Origin of the sequence: Porphyromonas sp. COT-239 OH1446, from assembly GCF_000768875.1 — a bacterium.
GTDB lineage: Bacteria > Bacteroidota > Bacteroidia > Bacteroidales > Porphyromonadaceae > Porphyromonas.
Window position 1 is genome coordinate 1 of the sequence record NZ_JRAO01000003.1, and the last position, 17,957, is coordinate 17,957.

The following is a 17,957-nucleotide window of genomic DNA, read 5'->3' on the forward strand; positions in this document are numbered from 1 at the left end:
AGGTTTCCCCCTGCAACCCCCTCTAGGTGTTTAGGGGGTTAAAGCCTGTATCCCACTGCCAAAATTTGCACTTCTAAGTTGAATATAGCGTGTAGGGAGGGGTATTGTGAGCAGGGGGCTAAATAGCAAGGGTGTCGCAACTCTCCTGGTTGCGACACCCTCTCATTCATCTCTCTAGAGGAGCGGTTAAGCCTCTTCGTCGAGAAGGATCTCTAGTACCTTAGCTGCTGAGTAAGCAACAGGGGTTCCAGGACCGAAGATAGCGGCTACGCCTGCATTGTAGAGGAATTCGTAGTCCTGAGCAGGGATTACCCCCCCAGCAGTTACTAGGATGTCGGGTCGACCGAGTTTCTTGAGCTCGGCAATTACCTGTGGGATGAGTGTCTTGTGCCCTGCGGCTAGAGACGAAACTCCCATGACATGTACGTCGTTCTCTACAGCCTGACGAGCAGACTCCTCAGGGGTTTGGAAGAGTGGCCCCATATCCACGTCGAAGCCACAGTCTGCATAACCAGTCGCTACCACCTTGGCCCCACGGTCATGACCATCCTGCCCCATCTTGGCGATCATGATACGAGGCTGACGACCTTCCTTGGCTGCGAACTTCTCAGCCAACTGCTTGGCTCGTGCGAAGTCTTTGTCTTCGCCTGACTCTGATGAATACACGCCCGAAATAGTTCTAATGATTGCTTTGTAACGTCCAACGATTGTCTCGCAGGCATCGGAGATCTCACCGAGTGAGGCGCGCACGGCAGCGGCCTTGACCGCTAGGTCTAGCAGGTTACCCTCCTTCGTCTCTACGCAGTGGGTAATAGCCTTGAGAGCCTTCTGCACCTCCTCTTCGTTGCGCTCTCCACGCAGTTGCGTGAGGCGGTCGATCTGCTGTAGGCGTACAGCCGTATTGTCGATCTCGAGGATGTCGATGGGGTCTTCTTTTTCTAGGCGATACTTGTTGATCCCCACGATCACCTGCTGGCGAGAGTCGATGCGAGCCTGCGTGCGTGCAGCAGCCTCTTCGATACGCATCTTGGGCAGACCAGTCTCGATAGCCTTGGCCATGCCGCCCATCTGCTCTACCTCTTGGATGTGAGACCAGGCTTTGTGCATGAGCTCGTTAGTGAGGCTCTCTACGTAGTAAGAGCCAGCCCAAGGGTCGATCTCCTTACATACCATGGTTTCCTCCTGGATGTAGATCTGTGTATTACGAGCGATACGTGCCGAGAAGTCCGTAGGCAGGGCAATAGCCTCGTCCAGTGCATTGGTATGCAGCGACTGGGTGTGTCCTAGGGCCGCCCCCATGGCCTCGATACAGGTACGACCAACATTGTTGAAGGGGTCTTGCTCCGTGAGCGACCAGCCAGAGGTTTGGCTGTGTGTGCGCAGGGCAAGGGATTTATCGCTTTCAGGGTTGAATTGCTTCACGATCTTGGCCCAAAGACAGCGGGCAGCACGCATCTTGGCGATCTCCATGAAGTGGTTCATCCCGATAGCCCAGAAGAAGGACAGACGAGGGGCGAATTTGTCCACTGGGATACCCGCAGCGATACCGGCCTTGAGGTATTCGAGACCGTCGGCCAAAGTATAAGCCATCTCGATGTCAGCCGTAGCCCCAGCCTCTTGCATGTGGTAGCCAGAGATCGAGATTGAGTTGAACTTGGGCATATTCTGCGACGTGTACTCGAAGATGTCAGCGATGATACGCATTGAGAACTCAGGTGGGTAGATATAGGTATTACGCACCATGAACTCCTTAAGGATATCATTTTGGATAGTACCAGCCATCTCCTCGAGCTTGGCTCCTTGTTCTAGACCAGCGTTGATGTAGAAGGCCATGACTGGGAGCACAGCTCCATTCATCGTCATGGATACGGACATCTTGTTCAGGGGGATACCATCGAAGAGTACCTTCATATCCTCGAGCGAGCAGATAGATACCCCAGCCTTACCAACGTCTCCGACTACACGGTCGTGGTCGGCATCGTAGCCTCGGTGTGTCGCCAAGTCGAAGGCCACGGAGAGCCCCTTCTGACCAGCTGCTAGGTTGCGACGATAGAAGGCATTAGACTCCTCAGCCGTAGAGAAACCGGCGTACTGGCGAATAGTCCAAGGGCGCATGGCATACATCCCGCTATAAGGGCCACGCAAGAAGGGGGGTAGACCTGAGGCATAGTCAAGGTGCTCCATACCCTCCAGGTCAGCAGCCGTATAGACAGGCTTGACGAGGATCTGCTCGGCTGTACGCCAAACAGAGGTGTTGTCTTGCTTGCTTGCCCATGCAGCAGCATCAGTAGCGGCGAAGCCTGCAGACTTAATATCAATATTCTTGAATTGTGGTTTCATTGCTGTTGCTTCCTATTAGTTAATCCCTAGTACCTGGTTAAATCCTCTTAGCGTCTCCAGTACGTTGCTCTTGACGTTGATGAAGTTATTGATGCCGATGGCCTTGAGGTCATCCATACAAGCAGGAGCACCAGCCACGACGAACTGTGTGCGTCCATCGAGGTACTTGAAGGCCTCAGGGGCAAACTCTGCATACTCATCATCGCTAGAGCAGAGGACAATGATGTCTGCATGAGCATCTAGGGCTGCATCGACACCCTCCTGTACTGTCTTGAAGCCAAGGTTGTCAATGACTTTGTACCCTGCGCAGGCAAAGAAGTTACTGGAGAACTGTGAGCGGGCCAGACGCATAGCCAGGTTGCCAATTGTAAGCATGAATACCTTGATCTCCTTACCGCTACGCTCGGTAGACAGGCGCAGAGCTTCGAAGTCTGAAGCCCCACGAGAGAAGTTGAGCTTCTCGATCGTTGCCTCGCCACAGCCACAGGTGTGAGGGCCTTCGTCCTCGACCTTGATCTTCCCTGCAGCGACCTCGGTGAAGTTAGGGAACTGGTTCGTCCCCAGGAATATTTCTTTACGAGCAGCCACTGCAGCATGACGCTTGCTATTGCTCGCATTGATCGCCTGCTGTACCGAGCCAGCCTCTACGGCAGAGGCGAAGCCACCCTCCTCGTCTACAGCGAGGAAGAGCTTCCAGGCTTCAGCGGCAATGGAGTTGGTCAGGTACTCTACGTAGTACGAGCCTGCAGCGGGGTCGATGACCTTGTCGAAGTGACACTCCTCCTTGAGCAGAAGCTGCTGGTTGCGAGCAATGCGCTCTGAGAAGTCATCCGACTCCTGGTAGGTTATGTCAAAGGGTTGTACGGTCAGTGAATCTACGCCCGCAAGAGATGCAGACATCGCTTCGGTCTGTGTCCGAAGCAGGTTTACGTGTGCGTCGAAGATGGTCTTGTTCCAGGTGGAGGTAACGGCCTGCTGGTGGATCTTAGCCACCTGGCCACGATACTGCTCGCCATAAGCCCCTACGATCTCTGCCCACAGCCAGCGGGCAGCACGGAACTTCGCCATCTCCATGAAGTAGTTGGAGCCGATGCCGAAGACGAACTTGATCCGAGAGGTAACCTCCTCAATCGAATAGCCCTCGCCGGTCAACTTGTCAAGCAGCTCTGCTCCCCACGCCAAGGCATAGCCGAGTTCTTGATAGATGTACGCCCCTGCATTACTGAGGTTAAGGGCATTGACTGTGAGGACGCGGAAACCTGGTAGCCCCTTGGAGGCATCAAGTAGAGCCTTGCAGTGAGTTACCCACTGAGGATTGGAGATGCCACGCACGAGTTGTTTTTTGAAAGGGTCGAAGGCAATAGAGCCCTTGCACTGAGCTACGTCTGCTCCCTGCTGAGCGAAGTACTCGGTGAGCACCCCTGCGAGCTTCGCTGCGACAGAGATACAGCAGACGAAGTTCAGCTCGATCGCCTCGGGGAAGATGTCCTTGAGTAGAACAGAGAGAGACTCTACATTGATCTGATCCTTCTTGAGCTTGAAGCCTAGCGAAGTGATCCCCTTGCCAAGAATGTCGAGAGCCTTGGCATTTGCAGCCGATAGATCTACGACGTTGATGTCTTGGCGGATGAGCCAGTCGTTGTCCATGCGGGTAGAGCGGACATACGGATACTCTGCAGGCATCACATGGGGGGTGGTGAGCCCCTCGAGATCCTCGCGGCGATAGAATGGGTTCACGTTAAATCCCTCATTCGTGCGCCATACGAGCTTCTTGGTGAAGTCTGCGCCTTTCAAATCGGCTGTGATTTTGTCCATCCACTCCTGTGTCGAGATGGGTGCGAACTCGGTCAGCAGCCGTTCTTTTTGGTTTGCCATGTTGATATAATTTAGTGTAATTATAAATCCTCCGTTATTTTATCCAACGCCGCAAAGGTACTAAATCCTACTCGTACACCGCAGCTATTGAGACGTCCAATTCGCCTCGTTTGAGCTGCAATATAGGTCTAAAGCCTTGAGGAAGCCATGCGAGATGTGGTTAAATCTTTCAAAATAGTTGTTCAGGAGTCTTAACTCTGTCTTATATATCAGTCTTGTAGGGATTCTAGTTCTTTGTTTGTTTCCTCCCTCTGTGGTGCTCCGAGAGCTCCCCTTTGTATCACAGATGAGTGCCTACTTAGATCTCGATGGAGCTCCTATTTGAGTCTCACTTGTGGTCCTACTTAGACCTCAATTGTAGTTCTACCTGAGTCTCAACAGGGCTCTGATCTACACTTTGGCTTAGACGTCGAGTTTCTTTCCGAAAGGCTTCGCTAGCAGCTCAGAGAGGGGCGAAGTAGGGGGGGGACTTTGGCAGAAATTATCCCGTGGATGGTATTCCTGTGGATAGTTATGATATGGTGCTTTGTTTTTAAGATCTGTCAGGATTCAAATCTCCAGCATAAAGTACTCTTCGCTGCAACCAAAGTAAATTTGCTCCTGATACTTGTACCTGCGGAGAGTGAAATCTTACGACAGCTTCAGTCTTATTTTTTAGGGTTGCACCTTGCTTGTTTTGGGAAAATTATTAAGTTAAAGAGAGATGCTTTGTGTTATGGTTTGGAAATCTGTTCGAAATTTTTCATCAAGTGTTGTGCATTTCTAGTTAATTCTCTACTTTCGTAATAAGCTATCGTGTAACTTCGGGTTAGTGGTGTTTGTAAGATAGGTCTCTCCCTCCCCTATGTATGCAGTAATAGCTCAATATTTTTACGATTTAAATAGCACAAAGAGAAACGTGGTATGCAAAGAGAGTATCATAAACCCTGCATTGAGGTTTTTACATTATCCTCTCCGCAGGATTTGCTTAATTATTTGTCCACTGAGGGTATTGTTGTCTCCGACTGGGAGCAGATGGATGCCATCGATTTGGAGGATGTAGATTAAACCAGGGAGGAAATGTGATGAGGAAAACAATCTACGTACAGTGGGCATGCTACGCTCTAATCGTAATCGCACTTGTCGGTTGTAGAAAAGATCGACCCGATGGTCTGCCTGATTCTGATATCCCCAGTGATGGTAGGGGTGAAGTAGTTACGCTTGATATACAGGGAGGACTAGATCTAGAGATGAAAGATGTTAATGGTACTAGATATACGCTGATTGGTCGGAGTGGGAAAAATAAGGGTCCTCAGATCTCTCTCCTTAAGGAAAAGGATTCTCCCAAGCCCCTAATACTCTTTTTGGCCAGAGAGGATGCTCCTATGGATAGCTATACAATTGTAAAGATTGACCCCAGTAGGGTTAAAATTAACAGGAAGGAAATAGGGGGAGAGAATAAGTACACCATCAGCTACAAAGGAGAGGTGAGGCTCAACACTGGCTACAGCTTCTCCTCTGGTAAATGGTATGTTTCTGGGGTTTATGGACACGATGCAACAAAGGATGGTAAGAAATGGGAGCTTGCCCCCTTTGCGCTGGGGGAATATTCCAAAGATGTAGATCTTCCCCTTCAATTACCTTGGACGAGACTCTCTACAAAGAATGAGCCTCTATCTGGAGAGAATATGCAGGGGGAGGATCCTAAGCTTGCCCGTAATCGTAGTCTATCGTTCAAGCCTGCAGGAGTATTTCTTAGGGTGCGTGTACTCAATAATTTAGTTGAACCCGCTGTCTTTCGTGCTCTGCATATGGTAACTGCTGAGTTTGAGCCCATTGCTACCCATGGCTATTCGCGCATATCTCGCCGATTAACTGTGCAAGAACTAAAGAACGAGGGGTTGCCTATTACCGGAGAGCGAAACACAGCTGCTCTGAATAACTCTCGCTATCTTATTCTTCCTGGTGAGAGTACTACTAGTAGCCGCTTCCTTGGTTCTGGAGTCCCCTACGGCAAAAGTGCAGAGGGGGCCAAAGATATCTATTTTTGGGTGCTCCCCACTCGTGGGGTAGGTATGCCTGAGAAACGAACGAAGTTTTTTCTCTCGTTCGAGGGATATCCCACTCCTCCTACTCCAGCAAGTCATAACCAAAATTATGGTGTCGATACCCAACTTGCATGGAATCTAGAGACTAGACCCTCTATGGTTGTTAATTCGGGAGCTATTGCGCTTGATACGCACAGACCATTTACTAATTCAGACATAAAGAACGAAGGGAGGAGAGAATCTCCAGGCCCTAGGCCCGTCGTCCAAATTACGCTGTCTCGTGATGAAAACTTCCAGGCTATGCCTAAGCGGTCTAGTGGATATTATAAGCAAGGAGTCGTTTATCCTACGAATGTCTTGCTTACCTCCGATCTGATGATTACAGAAGTCTATATTGATAGAGGGGGGGTAGAGCGCATTTCACCTACGCCCTCAGGCAATATCACCCCATGCTACGGTCTCGTGGAGATCTATAATCCCACACTCAGTGATATCCCTCTTGATGAGTATGGTATCACTCGTTTGTACCACCATGACTACACTGTGGGAACCAGTTCAATGTCCACGATAACATCTCGTTTCTGCCCTGTTGGAACGCACACTACGCCCACTTCTGCGGACAACGAGTTGCTGGTCAAAGCTCATGGTCATGCCCTAGTCCTTCCTCTCGGAGGAGGCTGTGGTACATGGCAGACTGCAAATAAGAAGTTTTTTGGATTTAGAACAGCAAATGAGGCTCCAGAAGGTTCTAATAAGATGTATATCGGTCTTGCCGATGGAGTCCCGAGCCTCGATAATTATCCCGAGCACCCTACCCAAAGGCAGTGTTATGATCTCTCCGGAGCTCTTGGATGTGAACCTTACCACGAGAATTTGAGTTCTGGGGCATCTAGACCTATTCTTAAAGCGGGCAAAACTATGATTATCCTTTCGAGCAGTTATCTTCATGCACTTCGTCAGGGAACACTCACTCATAGCCAGGTAGGTAACGAGTTAGATCGTATGTCTGAAGAGATCCCTCTAATCTTTTCTAAGATCAGAGATGCAGTTCGTAAAGGATATTGCCAGTATGTCATTGCTATGAACAACGATATGGATGGCCTTACCTCTGCCGGAAGTAATCCAGGAGGTAATCGTGCAGGAGTGATGACTATGGGGGTAGCGGACAACTTTGCTCTAGTTAGGAAGAGGGCAGCCTCTCCGCACAATCGGATCCTGGTCGATGCTTTTTGGACTTATGATATGTGGCGAAGTCCATCCATCGATGATATCCCTTTTACCAATTCGCTTAGTAGTACAATTTTTTCTAATCATCGAGGGTTTGTGCGTAAGCGTAGAGGGCCTCTAGTTGCAAATACTGGTTTCCTGGTGCACCGAGATATGCTCAATCGAGTCCCCTACACTCCAGGTATGCAAAACCTTGGCTCTAACTTTGGAGTCGTGATCGATGCTGAGTATTCGGGTGGATGGGGTAGTTATTTTGAGAGAGTTGAGCATGGTATCGATGTAAAGAAAAAGTTCCTGCTCAAGTAGCTTCTTTTTCTTCATACTAGATCTCCGATAGGGGTGGAGTGGAGCGATAGTCTCCCTCCACCCTAATTGTATGACATCGTATTCATGCTTCAGTCCTGTGTGATACATAGATCTTTTCGTGAGTCCCAATCATGATACAAAAGGATGGTCTAAGCGAGAAGTCCTGCTATATTCAACTTAGAAGTGCAAATTTTGGCAGTGGGATACAGGCTTTAGCCCCCTAAACACCTAGAGGGGGTTGCAGGGGGAAATCTCCCCCTGCTTGATGTAGGTTCACTCCCCCTGCTTGATGTAGGTTCAAGATAAAAGAAAAGGAGAGACCTTTGAGAGTCTCTCCAATAGTTCAATTATCTTTGAGTTGTCATGTACAAGCAACTGAACCGAGAGCAAAGGTACGCAATATGTGCGTACTTGCGTGCAGGATATAAGCCTGCACAGATCGCACGCGAATTGGGCGTGTCAGCTAGCACCATTACCCGAGAGATTAAGCGTAACAGCACAGTGTCTCGCAAAGTCTATAATCCAAGCTTTGCCCAAGAGCTGGCCAGTGAGCGCAAAGACCGAGTGCGTCGCAATAGACGTATCCCGGAGTATCTGAAGAGGAGAGCCCTCACTCTTCTCAGAGAGAAGCAATGGTCTCCTATGCAAATCTCAGGCTTCTTCAAACTACAGGGTAAAAGGGTCTCTCATGAAACGATATACAAGTGGATTCGTGCAGATAAGGAGAGCAAGGGCAACCTCTATAAGCATTGTCGTCATAAGCTTAAACATCGTTCTCGTCCTGTTAGAGCATCTAACATTCCAGGAAGAGTTAGTATTCACGATAAGCCTGAAGAGGCTAATGGCGAGCGTATTGGAGACCTAGAAATGGATTTGATCGTAGGAGCCCAGGGCAAAGGGGCTATTCTAACGGTTACCGATAGAATGACCAATATGATCTGGGCCTCCAAGCTCCCTAATAGAAGCTCTCAAGAGGTCAATAAGGCTATCTGGAGATTGCTTCTTGGATATAAAAAGAATCTCAAGACAATTGTTACAGATAATGGACGTGAGTTTTCTGGACATGAGGAGATTACAGAAAAACTAGGTGTGCCGGTATTCTTTGCTGACCCTTATGCTGCATGGCAGAAGGGGGCGATTGAGCATGCCAATAAATTACTCAGGCAATATATTCCCAAGAAGACTGACTTCAGGAACATAACGCAAGAGCAAATCGATGGGTATTGTACTTTAATCAACGAGAGGCCTAGAGAAAAGTTGGGTTTCAAATCCCCAGCAAAAGTATTCTTCGCTGCTATAAAGTAAATTTGCACTTGATACTTGAACCTGCANGAGGCCTAGAGAAAAGTTGGGTTTCAAATCCCCAGCAAAAGTATTCTTCGCTGCTATAAAGTAAATTTGCACTTGATACTTGAACCTGCAGCCCCCAATGCTTGTTCCTTAATGAGGGCTGCAAGGCTCTCATTAGCTACCTTTGCCCACGAAAATATTCTTTGACTACCCATTACTTACAATACAAATGACGAAAGCCCAAATGCTGATCGCTGCGACTTCATCTGGCTGCGGCAAAACGACCTTCACTTTGGGACTGCTGCGTGCCCTACGAAATAGAGGCCTCTGTGCCTCTAGCTTCAAATGCGGCCCAGACTACATAGATCCCAAGTATCACAGCCTCGCCTCGGGGCAGAGCTCCATCAACCTAGACCCTTATATGATGTCTCGTGAGCATATCCGTGAGGTCTACCAGCGGTACAGTTCCGAGGCTCAGGCTGTCGTCGTCGAGGGGGTAATGGGCCTCTTCGACGGATACGACCGAATGCAAGGCAGTAGTGCCTCCATAGCCTCGGAGCTACAGATCCCAGTCATCTTGCTTGTCAATGCAGCTTCGTCAGCTTACTCCGTTGGGGCTACGATCTACGGCTTCTCTCACTTTCGACCCGAGGTCAAGATCGCAGGAGTCGTCTTCAACCGAGTAGCCTCCGAGAACCACTACCATTACCTATGCGATGCTGCCGAGGATGCTGGCGTGCCCGTGCTGGGCTATATTCCAAAGTCTTCCTTACTGGAAGTCCCTTCACGCCATCTAGGCCTCTCACTTGAGGAATTGGATGCGCTAGATGCCTTCCCCGCCCAGGTGGCCGAACTCATCGAGGCTCATGTAGACCTAGACCGCTTGCTCGAGCTCTGCCAATGCCCTATCCCCTCCTTCGCCACAGAACTTACTCCGAGACTACAGCCCGAGCAAGGCATGCGCATTGCAGTAGCCCAGGACGAAGCCTTCAACTTCACCTACCCCGAGAACCTTAGACGGCTGGCACAGCTGGGCGAAGTCATTCCCTTCAGCCCTATGCGCTCACTACATCTGCCCCCAGAGACTACGATGATCTATTTGCCTGGGGGCTACCCCGAGTTTTACCTCGAGGCTCTCGAGCGAAACCAAGGCCTTAGGCAGGAGATTGCAGCCTTCGCCAAGGATGGAGGCCGCATCCTGGCCGAATGTGGTGGGATGATGTACCTCTGCCGAGAGATCAAGGACCAAACAGGCAAAGCTTATCAGATGTGCGGCGTGCTCGAAGCCACAGCCACCATGCAGGAGATGAAGCTCGCCCTCGGGTATAGGCACTTCGAGCTCGGGGGCAAGGACTGGCGAGGGCATGAGTTTCACTACTCTCACCTCGAGGGGGAGCAAGGGCTCAAGAGTAGCGTCGTACAGTATAATCTCAGAGGGGCGGCCGTGCCCACGGGCCTATACCGCAACCACAATGTCGTGGCTGGCTACACACACCTATACTGGGCAGAGGCCAATCCATTAGACCTATTCACGCCCTCTTGTTAATCCATTCGCATCCCCATATCTAGGTATTTTCTAACCTCTGAGAGCCAACAAACCTCGATGAGGCAGGTCAGGCCAAGAGTAAAGAGTTATTTTTGCGTCATGAAACTATCAGAGCTTAAAGCTGGTCAAAAGGCCGTTATCCAACGTGTCGATGGTACGGGTCAATTTCGCAAGCGCATCCTCGAGATGGGGTTTGTGCAAGGCAAGGAAGTAACCGTCGTGCAGGGTGCACCACTCAAAGACCCAATCTACTATAGGATATTAGACTACAATGTCTCACTTCGCCTTGAGGATGGAGCGAAGATCGAGGTGCGCTTACTCCCCGAGGAAGGCCTCCAGGCCGCCTCGGCAGATACCTCCGAGGAGTCCATTCTCCAACCTCGAGAGCCTGAGCAAGAGCTGGGCAATATGCTCCCACTACGCTCTCGTCAACATGGCAAGGGCAACAACAAGCATCTACGCATCGCACTCGTCGGCAATCCGAACTGTGGCAAAACATCCCTCTTCAACCAAGCCAGTGGTGCTCACGAGCATGTAGGCAACTACAGCGGTGTAACCATCGAGGCCAAGACGGGGTACATCTATTACCGAGACTACCGCATCGAGATCATCGACCTGCCAGGGGCTTATTCGCTCTCGGCCTATAGCCCCGAGGAGCTGTACATACGAGACTTTTTGCTCGGCGAGAAGCGTCCAGACCTTGTCCTCAATGTACTAGATACCTGCAACCTCGAGCGCAATCTCTACCTGACCCTACAGGTCAAGGAGCTGGGCTTGCCTATAGTAGCAGCCTTGAATATGTTCGATGAGTTTGCTACTCGAGGCGAGAGGCTCAATTATCCCAAGCTCGCCCGCCTGCTCGGTGTACCCATGATCCCGACAGTGTGCCGCACGGGCCTCGGGCTACAGGCCCTCTTCGATGAGATCATAGAGGTCTGGGAGGGGATGCTAGAGGGCAGAGAGGAGGTCATAAGCCCTGAAATCGGGAAGATACGCCCCATACAGGTAAACTATGGTAGCCTCCTAGAACCCGTCATCGAAGAGCTATCGACCAAGATCGATCAGCACCTTCCCTTTGAGGCCGATCGCCCTCCTACCAGGTACATTGCCTCTCGTCTTGTCGAGGGAGACAAGCCCCTAGAAGATCAGCTCATGAATCGCTATCCCAAGGCAGCATTCATCATCTCAGCGAGGGATTATGCCCTCCGAACCATCAAGGACGAGCTCACCTCGCACGACGCTGAGGAGCTCATGACGGATGCTCGCTACGGCTTCATCTCCGGGGCTCTAAGAGAGACTTACCAGGCCAATAGGCAGCATCGAGAGAGCCTCACGGACAAGATAGACCATATCGTAGCGCACAGGCTGTGGGGCTTCCCGATCTTCCTGCTGCTGATGTATGTGATGTTTCAGGCGACCTTTAGCCTCGGGCAGTACCCTATGGACTGGATCGAGGCGGGTGTAGGCATGCTCGGAGACTTTATCGCCTCAAGTATGCAAGAGGGCCCACTACGAGATCTCCTCGTCGATGGGATCATCGCTGGGGTCGGGGGCGTCATTGTCTTCCTGCCCAACATCCTTATCCTCTACTTCTTCATTTCGATCTTTGAGGATACGGGCTATATGGCTCGCTCGGCCTTCATCATGGACAAGATCATGCACCGCATGGGGCTACATGGCAAGTCCTTCATCCCTCTAATCATGGGCTTCGGGTGCAATGTACCTGCTATCATGAGTACCCGAACCATCGAGAGCCGTAAGAGTCGTATGATCACAATGCTCGTCGTCCCCTTCATGAGCTGCTCGGCACGTCTACCTGTTTACCTCCTGCTCGCCGGGGCACTATTCCCCGATCGAGCAGCACTCGTACTATTCGTACTGTATCTCTCGGGGATACTCATTGCTGTGCTCAGCGCTAGGCTACTCAAGAGTACGTACTTCAAGGGGGAGGATGTCCCCTTCGTTATGGAGCTCCCACCCTATCGCCTACCGACGGCCCAATCCGTTGTTCGCCACATGTGGGCTAGAGCTAAGCAGTACCTGCACAAGATGGGGACTGTCATCCTCGTAGCCTCCATCGTCATTTGGTTCTTGGGCTACTTCCCTAGACAAAGCGAGCAGGAGCAGCAACTGGCAGATCAAATTGAGCGTCTAGAGCAAAACCCCAATCTGAACGAGGAAGAACGCAATAGCCAACGCATAGAGCTTGAGCATGCCTTCGCCCAGTACCATCAGGAGAACTCCTGGATCGGACGCATTGGCCACGCCTCAGAGCCTTTAATACGCCCCTTGGGCTTCGACTGGAAGATGGGGGTAAGCCTCATCTCGGGCCTTGCAGCCAAGGAGGTTGTAGTCAGCACCCTCGGAGTGATCTATACGGGTGACCCTGACGATAGTGAGGAGGCTCAGCATCAGCTCAGTGAGCGTATACGCCAAGAGAAGCGTCCCGATGGGTCTCCATCCTTTACCCCTCTCGTTGCGATGGGCTTCATGCTCTTCGTCTTGATCTACTTCCCCTGTGTGGCCACGATCATCGCCATAGCTCGGGAATCTGGCTCGTGGCGTTGGGGGGCATTCTCGGTCATCTATTCGTGTGCTTTGGCCTGGTTCGTAGCCTTTGCCGTACATCAAATAGGCCACCTACTCGTAGTATAAACTAACTGAAAGCGAAATCGGACATGTTGCAGTACCTAATCGTTTGGCTCATTGGTCTAGTAACCTTAGGCGTAGTGTTGTATCAGATTTATAGGCTATTTGTACCCAAGCACAAGGAGGGTGGTGCCTGTGGAGGCTGCACCGCCTGCCCCAGGGGCAGGGAGAGTGGCCGTTCTCACTCTCCTCAGAGATAGAGTTTAAGAGCTTGATTATGTGGATGGGCGATCTTCTTAGACTGAGAGGATCGCCCCTTCGTTTACATACCACAGATAGCCTCTGACTGCTCTGTAGCCCATCTGCTCGAGGAGAGCTACATAGCCCTCTACCTGTCGATGGTGTGCTCTGCGCCTAACCCCGAATTTGTAGTCAATCACCTCCACCGTATTATCAGCGTAGATGACAATGCGATCTGGCCTCCGGCTGCCCTCTATCTCGACAGCAATAATAGGGAGCTCACGCAGTATCTTCTGCTCAGAGGAGAACCAGCGGGCAGTATCCTCTCGATTGACCAATGCTCGGAGCTCCTCATGCATAGGAGGTAGCATCCTCTCACTAATCCACCCCTTGTAGAGGGCGTCTTCGAGGGCAGAGGCAATGTCTTCCTCAGTCTCTATCTCGGAGAGAACTGAGTGCATCACACGACCATGACGACGAGGGCTATCCTCTCGAAAGTAGTCGAGTCCCTCTCGCAGAATAGAGATCCGCCCCTGTACGTCGAAGGAGGAGATCGATCTGAGCTCAAGGAGATGCTCTTGCTCTCGCTCAGGGGCATGACCACATCGAGGAGCTTGATCGTGCTGTATCGGGGAGCTAAGGGGAAGTAAATGATAGCTGTCGGGGATCTGCTCGAGGGCTTCGTTGAGGTAGGACTGGATCGTCTTGCCCGTTCCCCGAGCTCTCCCTCCCTCAGGGCTCACCTCCTCATACCCATGTAGCCTCTGAAGCAGGCGGTTCTTGACCCTAGGGCTTGAGTGCTCCATGTCAATAGCCCAAAGGTGTAGCTCTCGTTTGGCCCTAGTAGTGGCAACGTAGAGCAGATTGAGAGCATCAAGGGCTTGATCTACAGACTCCTCCAAATAATAAGAGGCAAAGTAGGTATTCAACAGCTCCGAATTGTAGGTCATCGGTATCGCCTCTACTCGATTGAAAGGCTCAAGATCAACACTCGTCCAGAGCATCGGCGGATAAGCTCCGAGCAAAGACCAATCGACAAAGGGCAGGAGAACGACCTCGAAACCCAGCCCCTTAGACTTATGGATCGTCATGAGCTGCAGGGCATCTTCATTGGGAGGTAAGACAACCAGTGCCTTGTGCCCCTCTTCTTGCCACATCTCCAGGAAATCTTGCACGTCTGCCACTCGATCTCTCTGCATCTGCTGAGCCATATCGAGCATCTTGATTTGGTAGGGCAATTCGCTCTCGGGCAAGACATCGGAGAAGTAAGCATACAAGCCACTGATCACCTCATAGAGGCTCTGTCGGCCAATATAGAGGATCTCTATAAAGTCCTCTCGCTCCAGCCTCCTCGGTTGCAGGCCAGCCATCTGAGCCATTTGTACATACAGCTCGAGCAAGATGCGCTTCGATCGAGCGGAGAGACTATCTGTAATGTACTCCATAGCCGCGAGGATTAGGCGCACAGAATGGGCATTCTCCAAGCGCAGGGCTTCCGCCGAGACAAATAGGAGTCCCTCCTCAAGCAGCTTCTGTCCGACGAGGTTAGCCTCCCTATGGCCTCGGACGAGGATAGCAATATCCGAGGCTCTATAGCCTCTCTCCTTGAGGTCTACGATGACCCCTGGCAATTGGTCTAGGACTGTAGGCAATGGAGCTATGAGCTCTGCGTCCTCGAGGTTGTCGTCCCATTCTGCGCTCGCCTCCTGCTCCGAGAGGGGGGCATCCTCGTCATCTAGGGGCTCTCCAAGATCTAGGCAACGATGGAGGACAACCTGCCCCTCCTGCTCCCGAGAGGGAGGAATAGACTGTACAACATCAGCATAGTTACGCTCAAACGACTTAGAAAACTCTAGCAGCCGCTCCACAAGCTGCTCTGCACCACTGGACAAGGCTGTACGCATGATGGAGGTATTGCGGGTAATGGCCTCGAAGATTTGGGAGAAACGCCTAGAGAGCAGGGGATAGAGGGCATTGTTGAAGGCTACGATCTGTCTCGCACTTCGCCAATTATCCCCCAAGGTAATGCGGCGAACATAGCTCTCAAAATCCTGATCAATACGATGAGAGAGCAGGCTGCTGTCGGAGTTTCGCCAGCGGTAAATACTCTGCTTGACATCCCCGACCACAAGGCTGCTGTGCCCCGAGGCAAGGCTCTCCTCGAGCAGAGGCTTGAAGTTCTCATACTGCAAGCTACTCGTATCTTGAAACTCATCGATCATGATATGCTCGAGCTTGACACCCAGCTTCTCATAGATGAAGGGGGCATCGCTCCACTGCAAAATGCGATAGATGAACGAGGCCGTATCTGCCAAGAGGATAGCATGCTCGTTGAGGTGGAGCTCTTTGATCTTAGCATCAATATCACTGATGAGGCCATAGGCTCCGAGATGCTTGCGGGCTACCTGAAGGCTTCGGAGCATCGTGCCATAGTCTAGATAATGATCGGCATACTCCTGCATAGCTCCTCGTAGGCTATGGTGATAGAGAGAGAGTACCTCCCCGGCCCGACCAGCCTTCTTACCAGCACCCGAGACGACCTTCGACTCATCCTCAAGCATAGCTCTAAAATAGCTATTGGGCTCGGTAAGCTCTCGGGTCTGTACCCACTTGATGAAGGGGGAGAGCCCCCCTCGTGGCCCCTGGTAGAAGTGTGCAATCTCGAGCCCTGCCTGCTCTACAAGCTCAAGAGTACCCTTACAGAGCAGGTCGATGTGTTCCTCGATCGTCCTCGACCTCTCCTGGAGCTCTTGGTCAAGGTTCTTGAGCTCCTCTCTACTGGGTAGAAGAGACTGACTGCTCAGCCGCTGTACTCCCTCTCGGTGCAACTCCCGACCAAGGGAGAGGATCTTGCGCCTCAGATCGACACTACGGCCCTGCTCAGAGAGCTCACTGGCCAATCGCTTGAGCCACTGCCCTACCTCAGAAGAGCCGACCCCTAGGTCTTGGTCTACCAAGAGAGCCGTAACAGCTTCTGAAAGAGCTTGATCGGCCTCGATATTGAGACGATAAGAGGAGGAGAAGCCCAGCTCACGAGCAAAGCCTCGGAGTACCTCTTGGAAGAAAGCATCTATCGTCCGAACCCTAAAGCTCTTATAGTCGAGAAGGATCGAGCGCAATGTTCGTCGAGCTCTACGGCCCAAGTCCTGTATAGAGAGCTGGGGATAATAATCTAGGAGCATATCGGCAAAGCTGGAGCTCTCAGGGCTATGGGCCAGGAGGGCAAGCTCTCGGATGATACGCTCCTTCATCTCGGTGGTCGCCTTATTGGTAAAGGTAACCGCCTGAATATTCCTAAACTTGAAATTTGCCTCTAGGGCTAGGCGAAGGTATTCGCCCGTCAGGGTATGTGTCTTACCTGCCCCTGCAGAGGCAACGTAGACGCTTAGGTCATTGATGAGGGTTGGCTCGGGTTTAGTACTCATCCTCGGCTCTGAGGTCTATCTTCTCGTCCTCGTGCCCCTTGTTGTGGTAAATACGTCTCAGGGGGTTGCGTGTGGCCTCATCGTACCTGCGGCGAGCCCTATAGCAATCGATCGCTAAATAGATAGCCTCACGCAGAGAGTCTTCTCGGGCAAGCCCCTGCCCTGCGATGTCATAGCCAGTGCCATGATCTGGAGAGGTACGGACAAACTCTAGCCCTAGGGTAATATTGACACCCTCATTCATGTAGAGAGCCTTAAAGGGGGCTAGCCCCTGGTCATGATACATGGCCACCACAGCATCGAAGCTATCCATACGATCGCTGCCCCAAAAGCCATCTGCGGCATAAGGCCCGAAGACGATAAAACCCTTGTCCTGTAGCTCTGCGATGGCAGGGTTAATGATCTCCTCCTCCTCTCGGCCAATAAGCCCTCTGTCGCCTGCATGAGGATTGAGGGCTAGGACGGCAATGCGAGGCTTATTGATCCCGAAGTCTCTCTTGAGAGTAGCCTCCAGGAGGCGCACCTTATCGCAGATCAACTCTATAGATAGACGAGCGGGGACCTCGGACACAGGGATATGCTCGGTAACTAGACCCACACGGCACTCGCGAGCACAGAGCAGCATGATCGAGCGGCCCTCCTCTCGGGCCGCTTTGGCCTGAAGGTACTGCGTATGGCCACTATAGGGGAACTTGTCGGCAGGCATTACAGACTTGTTAATCGGAGCGGTAACGAGTACCTGGCAGAGCCCTGCCTGCACATCGGCGACAGCTCGCTCGAGAGCCATGAAGGCCGCCAGGCCAGCAGCCTCAGTAGCCTCTCCCGGCTCTACCTTGAGATCCTCATGAGTACAGTTGATCAGATTGATCATGCCATCGACTGCATCTCGTGCACTTTGGATCTGATGCCAGGACACGCTCTCGAGCTCGAGCTTGGTACGCCAATAGGCTGCTACCCTACCCGAGCCGTAGATGACTGGAGTGAAGAGCTCTAGGATCTGTTCGTTGGCCAAAGCCTTGAGAATGACCTCATAGCTAATGCCGTTGATGTCGCCGTGGCTGATAGCCACACGAATGCGTTTGGGTTCCATCT

The 17,957-nt window shown here is 51.6% G+C and carries 9 protein-coding genes; 5 read left to right on the forward strand and 4 right to left on the reverse strand.

Features of this window, described 5'->3' with window-relative positions:
- Positions 1 to 186: 186 nt before the first annotated feature.
- Positions 187 to 2,340, reverse strand: a complete 2,154-nt coding sequence (gene scpA, locus HQ37_RS08265; protein WP_036878601.1) for a methylmalonyl-CoA mutase — start codon at positions 2,338 to 2,340, stop codon at positions 187 to 189.
- 15 nt (positions 2,341 to 2,355) lie between these two features.
- The gene (gene mutA, locus HQ37_RS08270; RefSeq protein ID WP_036878604.1) at positions 2,356 to 4,215 is read right to left on the reverse strand and encodes a methylmalonyl-CoA mutase small subunit; all 1,860 of its coding nucleotides are present in this window, start codon (positions 4,213 to 4,215) and stop codon (positions 2,356 to 2,358) included.
- Between the two features lie 1,064 nt (positions 4,216 to 5,279).
- Here mutA and HQ37_RS00170 point away from each other — a divergent pair.
- The 5 genes from HQ37_RS00170 to HQ37_RS08485 all read left to right on the forward strand — a co-directional run bounded on the left by HQ37_RS00170 (position 5,280) and on the right by HQ37_RS08485 (position 13,460).
- Positions 5,280 to 7,775: a hypothetical protein gene (locus HQ37_RS00170; protein WP_036878610.1), complete on the forward strand. Its 2,496-nt coding sequence runs from the start codon at positions 5,280 to 5,282 to the stop codon at positions 7,773 to 7,775.
- A gap of 363 nt (positions 7,776 to 8,138) precedes the next feature.
- Positions 8,139 to 9,080 (forward strand): IS30 family transposase, encoded by a 942-nt coding sequence (locus HQ37_RS00175; RefSeq protein ID WP_036878613.1) that lies wholly within the window; start codon positions 8,139 to 8,141, stop codon positions 9,078 to 9,080.
- A gap of 214 nt (positions 9,081 to 9,294) precedes the next feature.
- Positions 9,295 to 10,611, forward strand: coding sequence for a cobyrinate a,c-diamide synthase (locus tag HQ37_RS00180; RefSeq protein ID WP_036878616.1), 1,317 nt, complete (start codon positions 9,295 to 9,297; stop codon positions 10,609 to 10,611).
- Between the two features lie 99 nt (positions 10,612 to 10,710).
- Positions 10,711 to 13,266 (forward strand): ferrous iron transport protein B, encoded by a 2,556-nt coding sequence (feoB, locus tag HQ37_RS00185; RefSeq protein ID WP_036878619.1) that lies wholly within the window; start codon positions 10,711 to 10,713, stop codon positions 13,264 to 13,266.
- Positions 13,267 to 13,289: 23 nt separating this feature from the next.
- The gene (locus tag HQ37_RS08485; RefSeq protein ID WP_152566735.1) at positions 13,290 to 13,460 is read left to right on the forward strand and encodes a FeoB-associated Cys-rich membrane protein; all 171 of its coding nucleotides are present in this window, start codon (positions 13,290 to 13,292) and stop codon (positions 13,458 to 13,460) included.
- Positions 13,461 to 13,496: 36 nt separating this feature from the next.
- Here the strand turns inward: HQ37_RS08485 and HQ37_RS00190 are convergent, their stop codons facing one another.
- Positions 13,497 to 16,865, reverse strand: a complete 3,369-nt coding sequence (locus HQ37_RS00190; RefSeq protein ID WP_036878621.1) for an exodeoxyribonuclease V subunit beta — start codon at positions 16,863 to 16,865, stop codon at positions 13,497 to 13,499.
- The gene (pdxA, locus tag HQ37_RS00195) at positions 16,855 to 17,955 is read right to left on the reverse strand and encodes a 4-hydroxythreonine-4-phosphate dehydrogenase PdxA (protein WP_036878624.1); all 1,101 of its coding nucleotides are present in this window, start codon (positions 17,953 to 17,955) and stop codon (positions 16,855 to 16,857) included. The genes HQ37_RS00190 and pdxA overlap by 11 nt, the downstream gene beginning before the upstream one ends.
- Positions 17,956 to 17,957: the final 2 nt, after the last annotated feature.

Excerpts from the sequence above, each read along its gene's own strand:
- scpA (WP_036878601.1), bottom strand. The coding sequence starts at position 2,340 with ATGAAACCACAATTCAAGAATATTGATATTAAGTCTGCAGGCTTCGCC.
- mutA (WP_036878604.1), bottom strand. The coding sequence starts at position 4,215 with ATGGCAAACCAAAAAGAACGGCTGCTGACCGAGTTCGCACCCATCTCG.
- HQ37_RS00170 (WP_036878610.1), top strand. The coding sequence starts at position 5,280 with ATGAGGAAAACAATCTACGTACAGTGGGCATGCTACGCTCTAATCGTA.
- HQ37_RS00175 (WP_036878613.1), top strand. The coding sequence starts at position 8,139 with ATGTACAAGCAACTGAACCGAGAGCAAAGGTACGCAATATGTGCGTAC.
- HQ37_RS00180 (WP_036878616.1), top strand. The coding sequence starts at position 9,295 with ATGACGAAAGCCCAAATGCTGATCGCTGCGACTTCATCTGGCTGCGGC.
- feoB (WP_036878619.1), top strand. The coding sequence starts at position 10,711 with ATGAAACTATCAGAGCTTAAAGCTGGTCAAAAGGCCGTTATCCAACGT.
- HQ37_RS08485 (WP_152566735.1), top strand. The coding sequence starts at position 13,290 with ATGTTGCAGTACCTAATCGTTTGGCTCATTGGTCTAGTAACCTTAGGC.
- HQ37_RS00190 (WP_036878621.1), bottom strand. The coding sequence starts at position 16,865 with ATGAGTACTAAACCCGAGCCAACCCTCATCAATGACCTAAGCGTCTAC.
- pdxA (WP_036878624.1), bottom strand. The coding sequence starts at position 17,955 with ATGGAACCCAAACGCATTCGTGTGGCTATCAGCCACGGCGACATCAAC.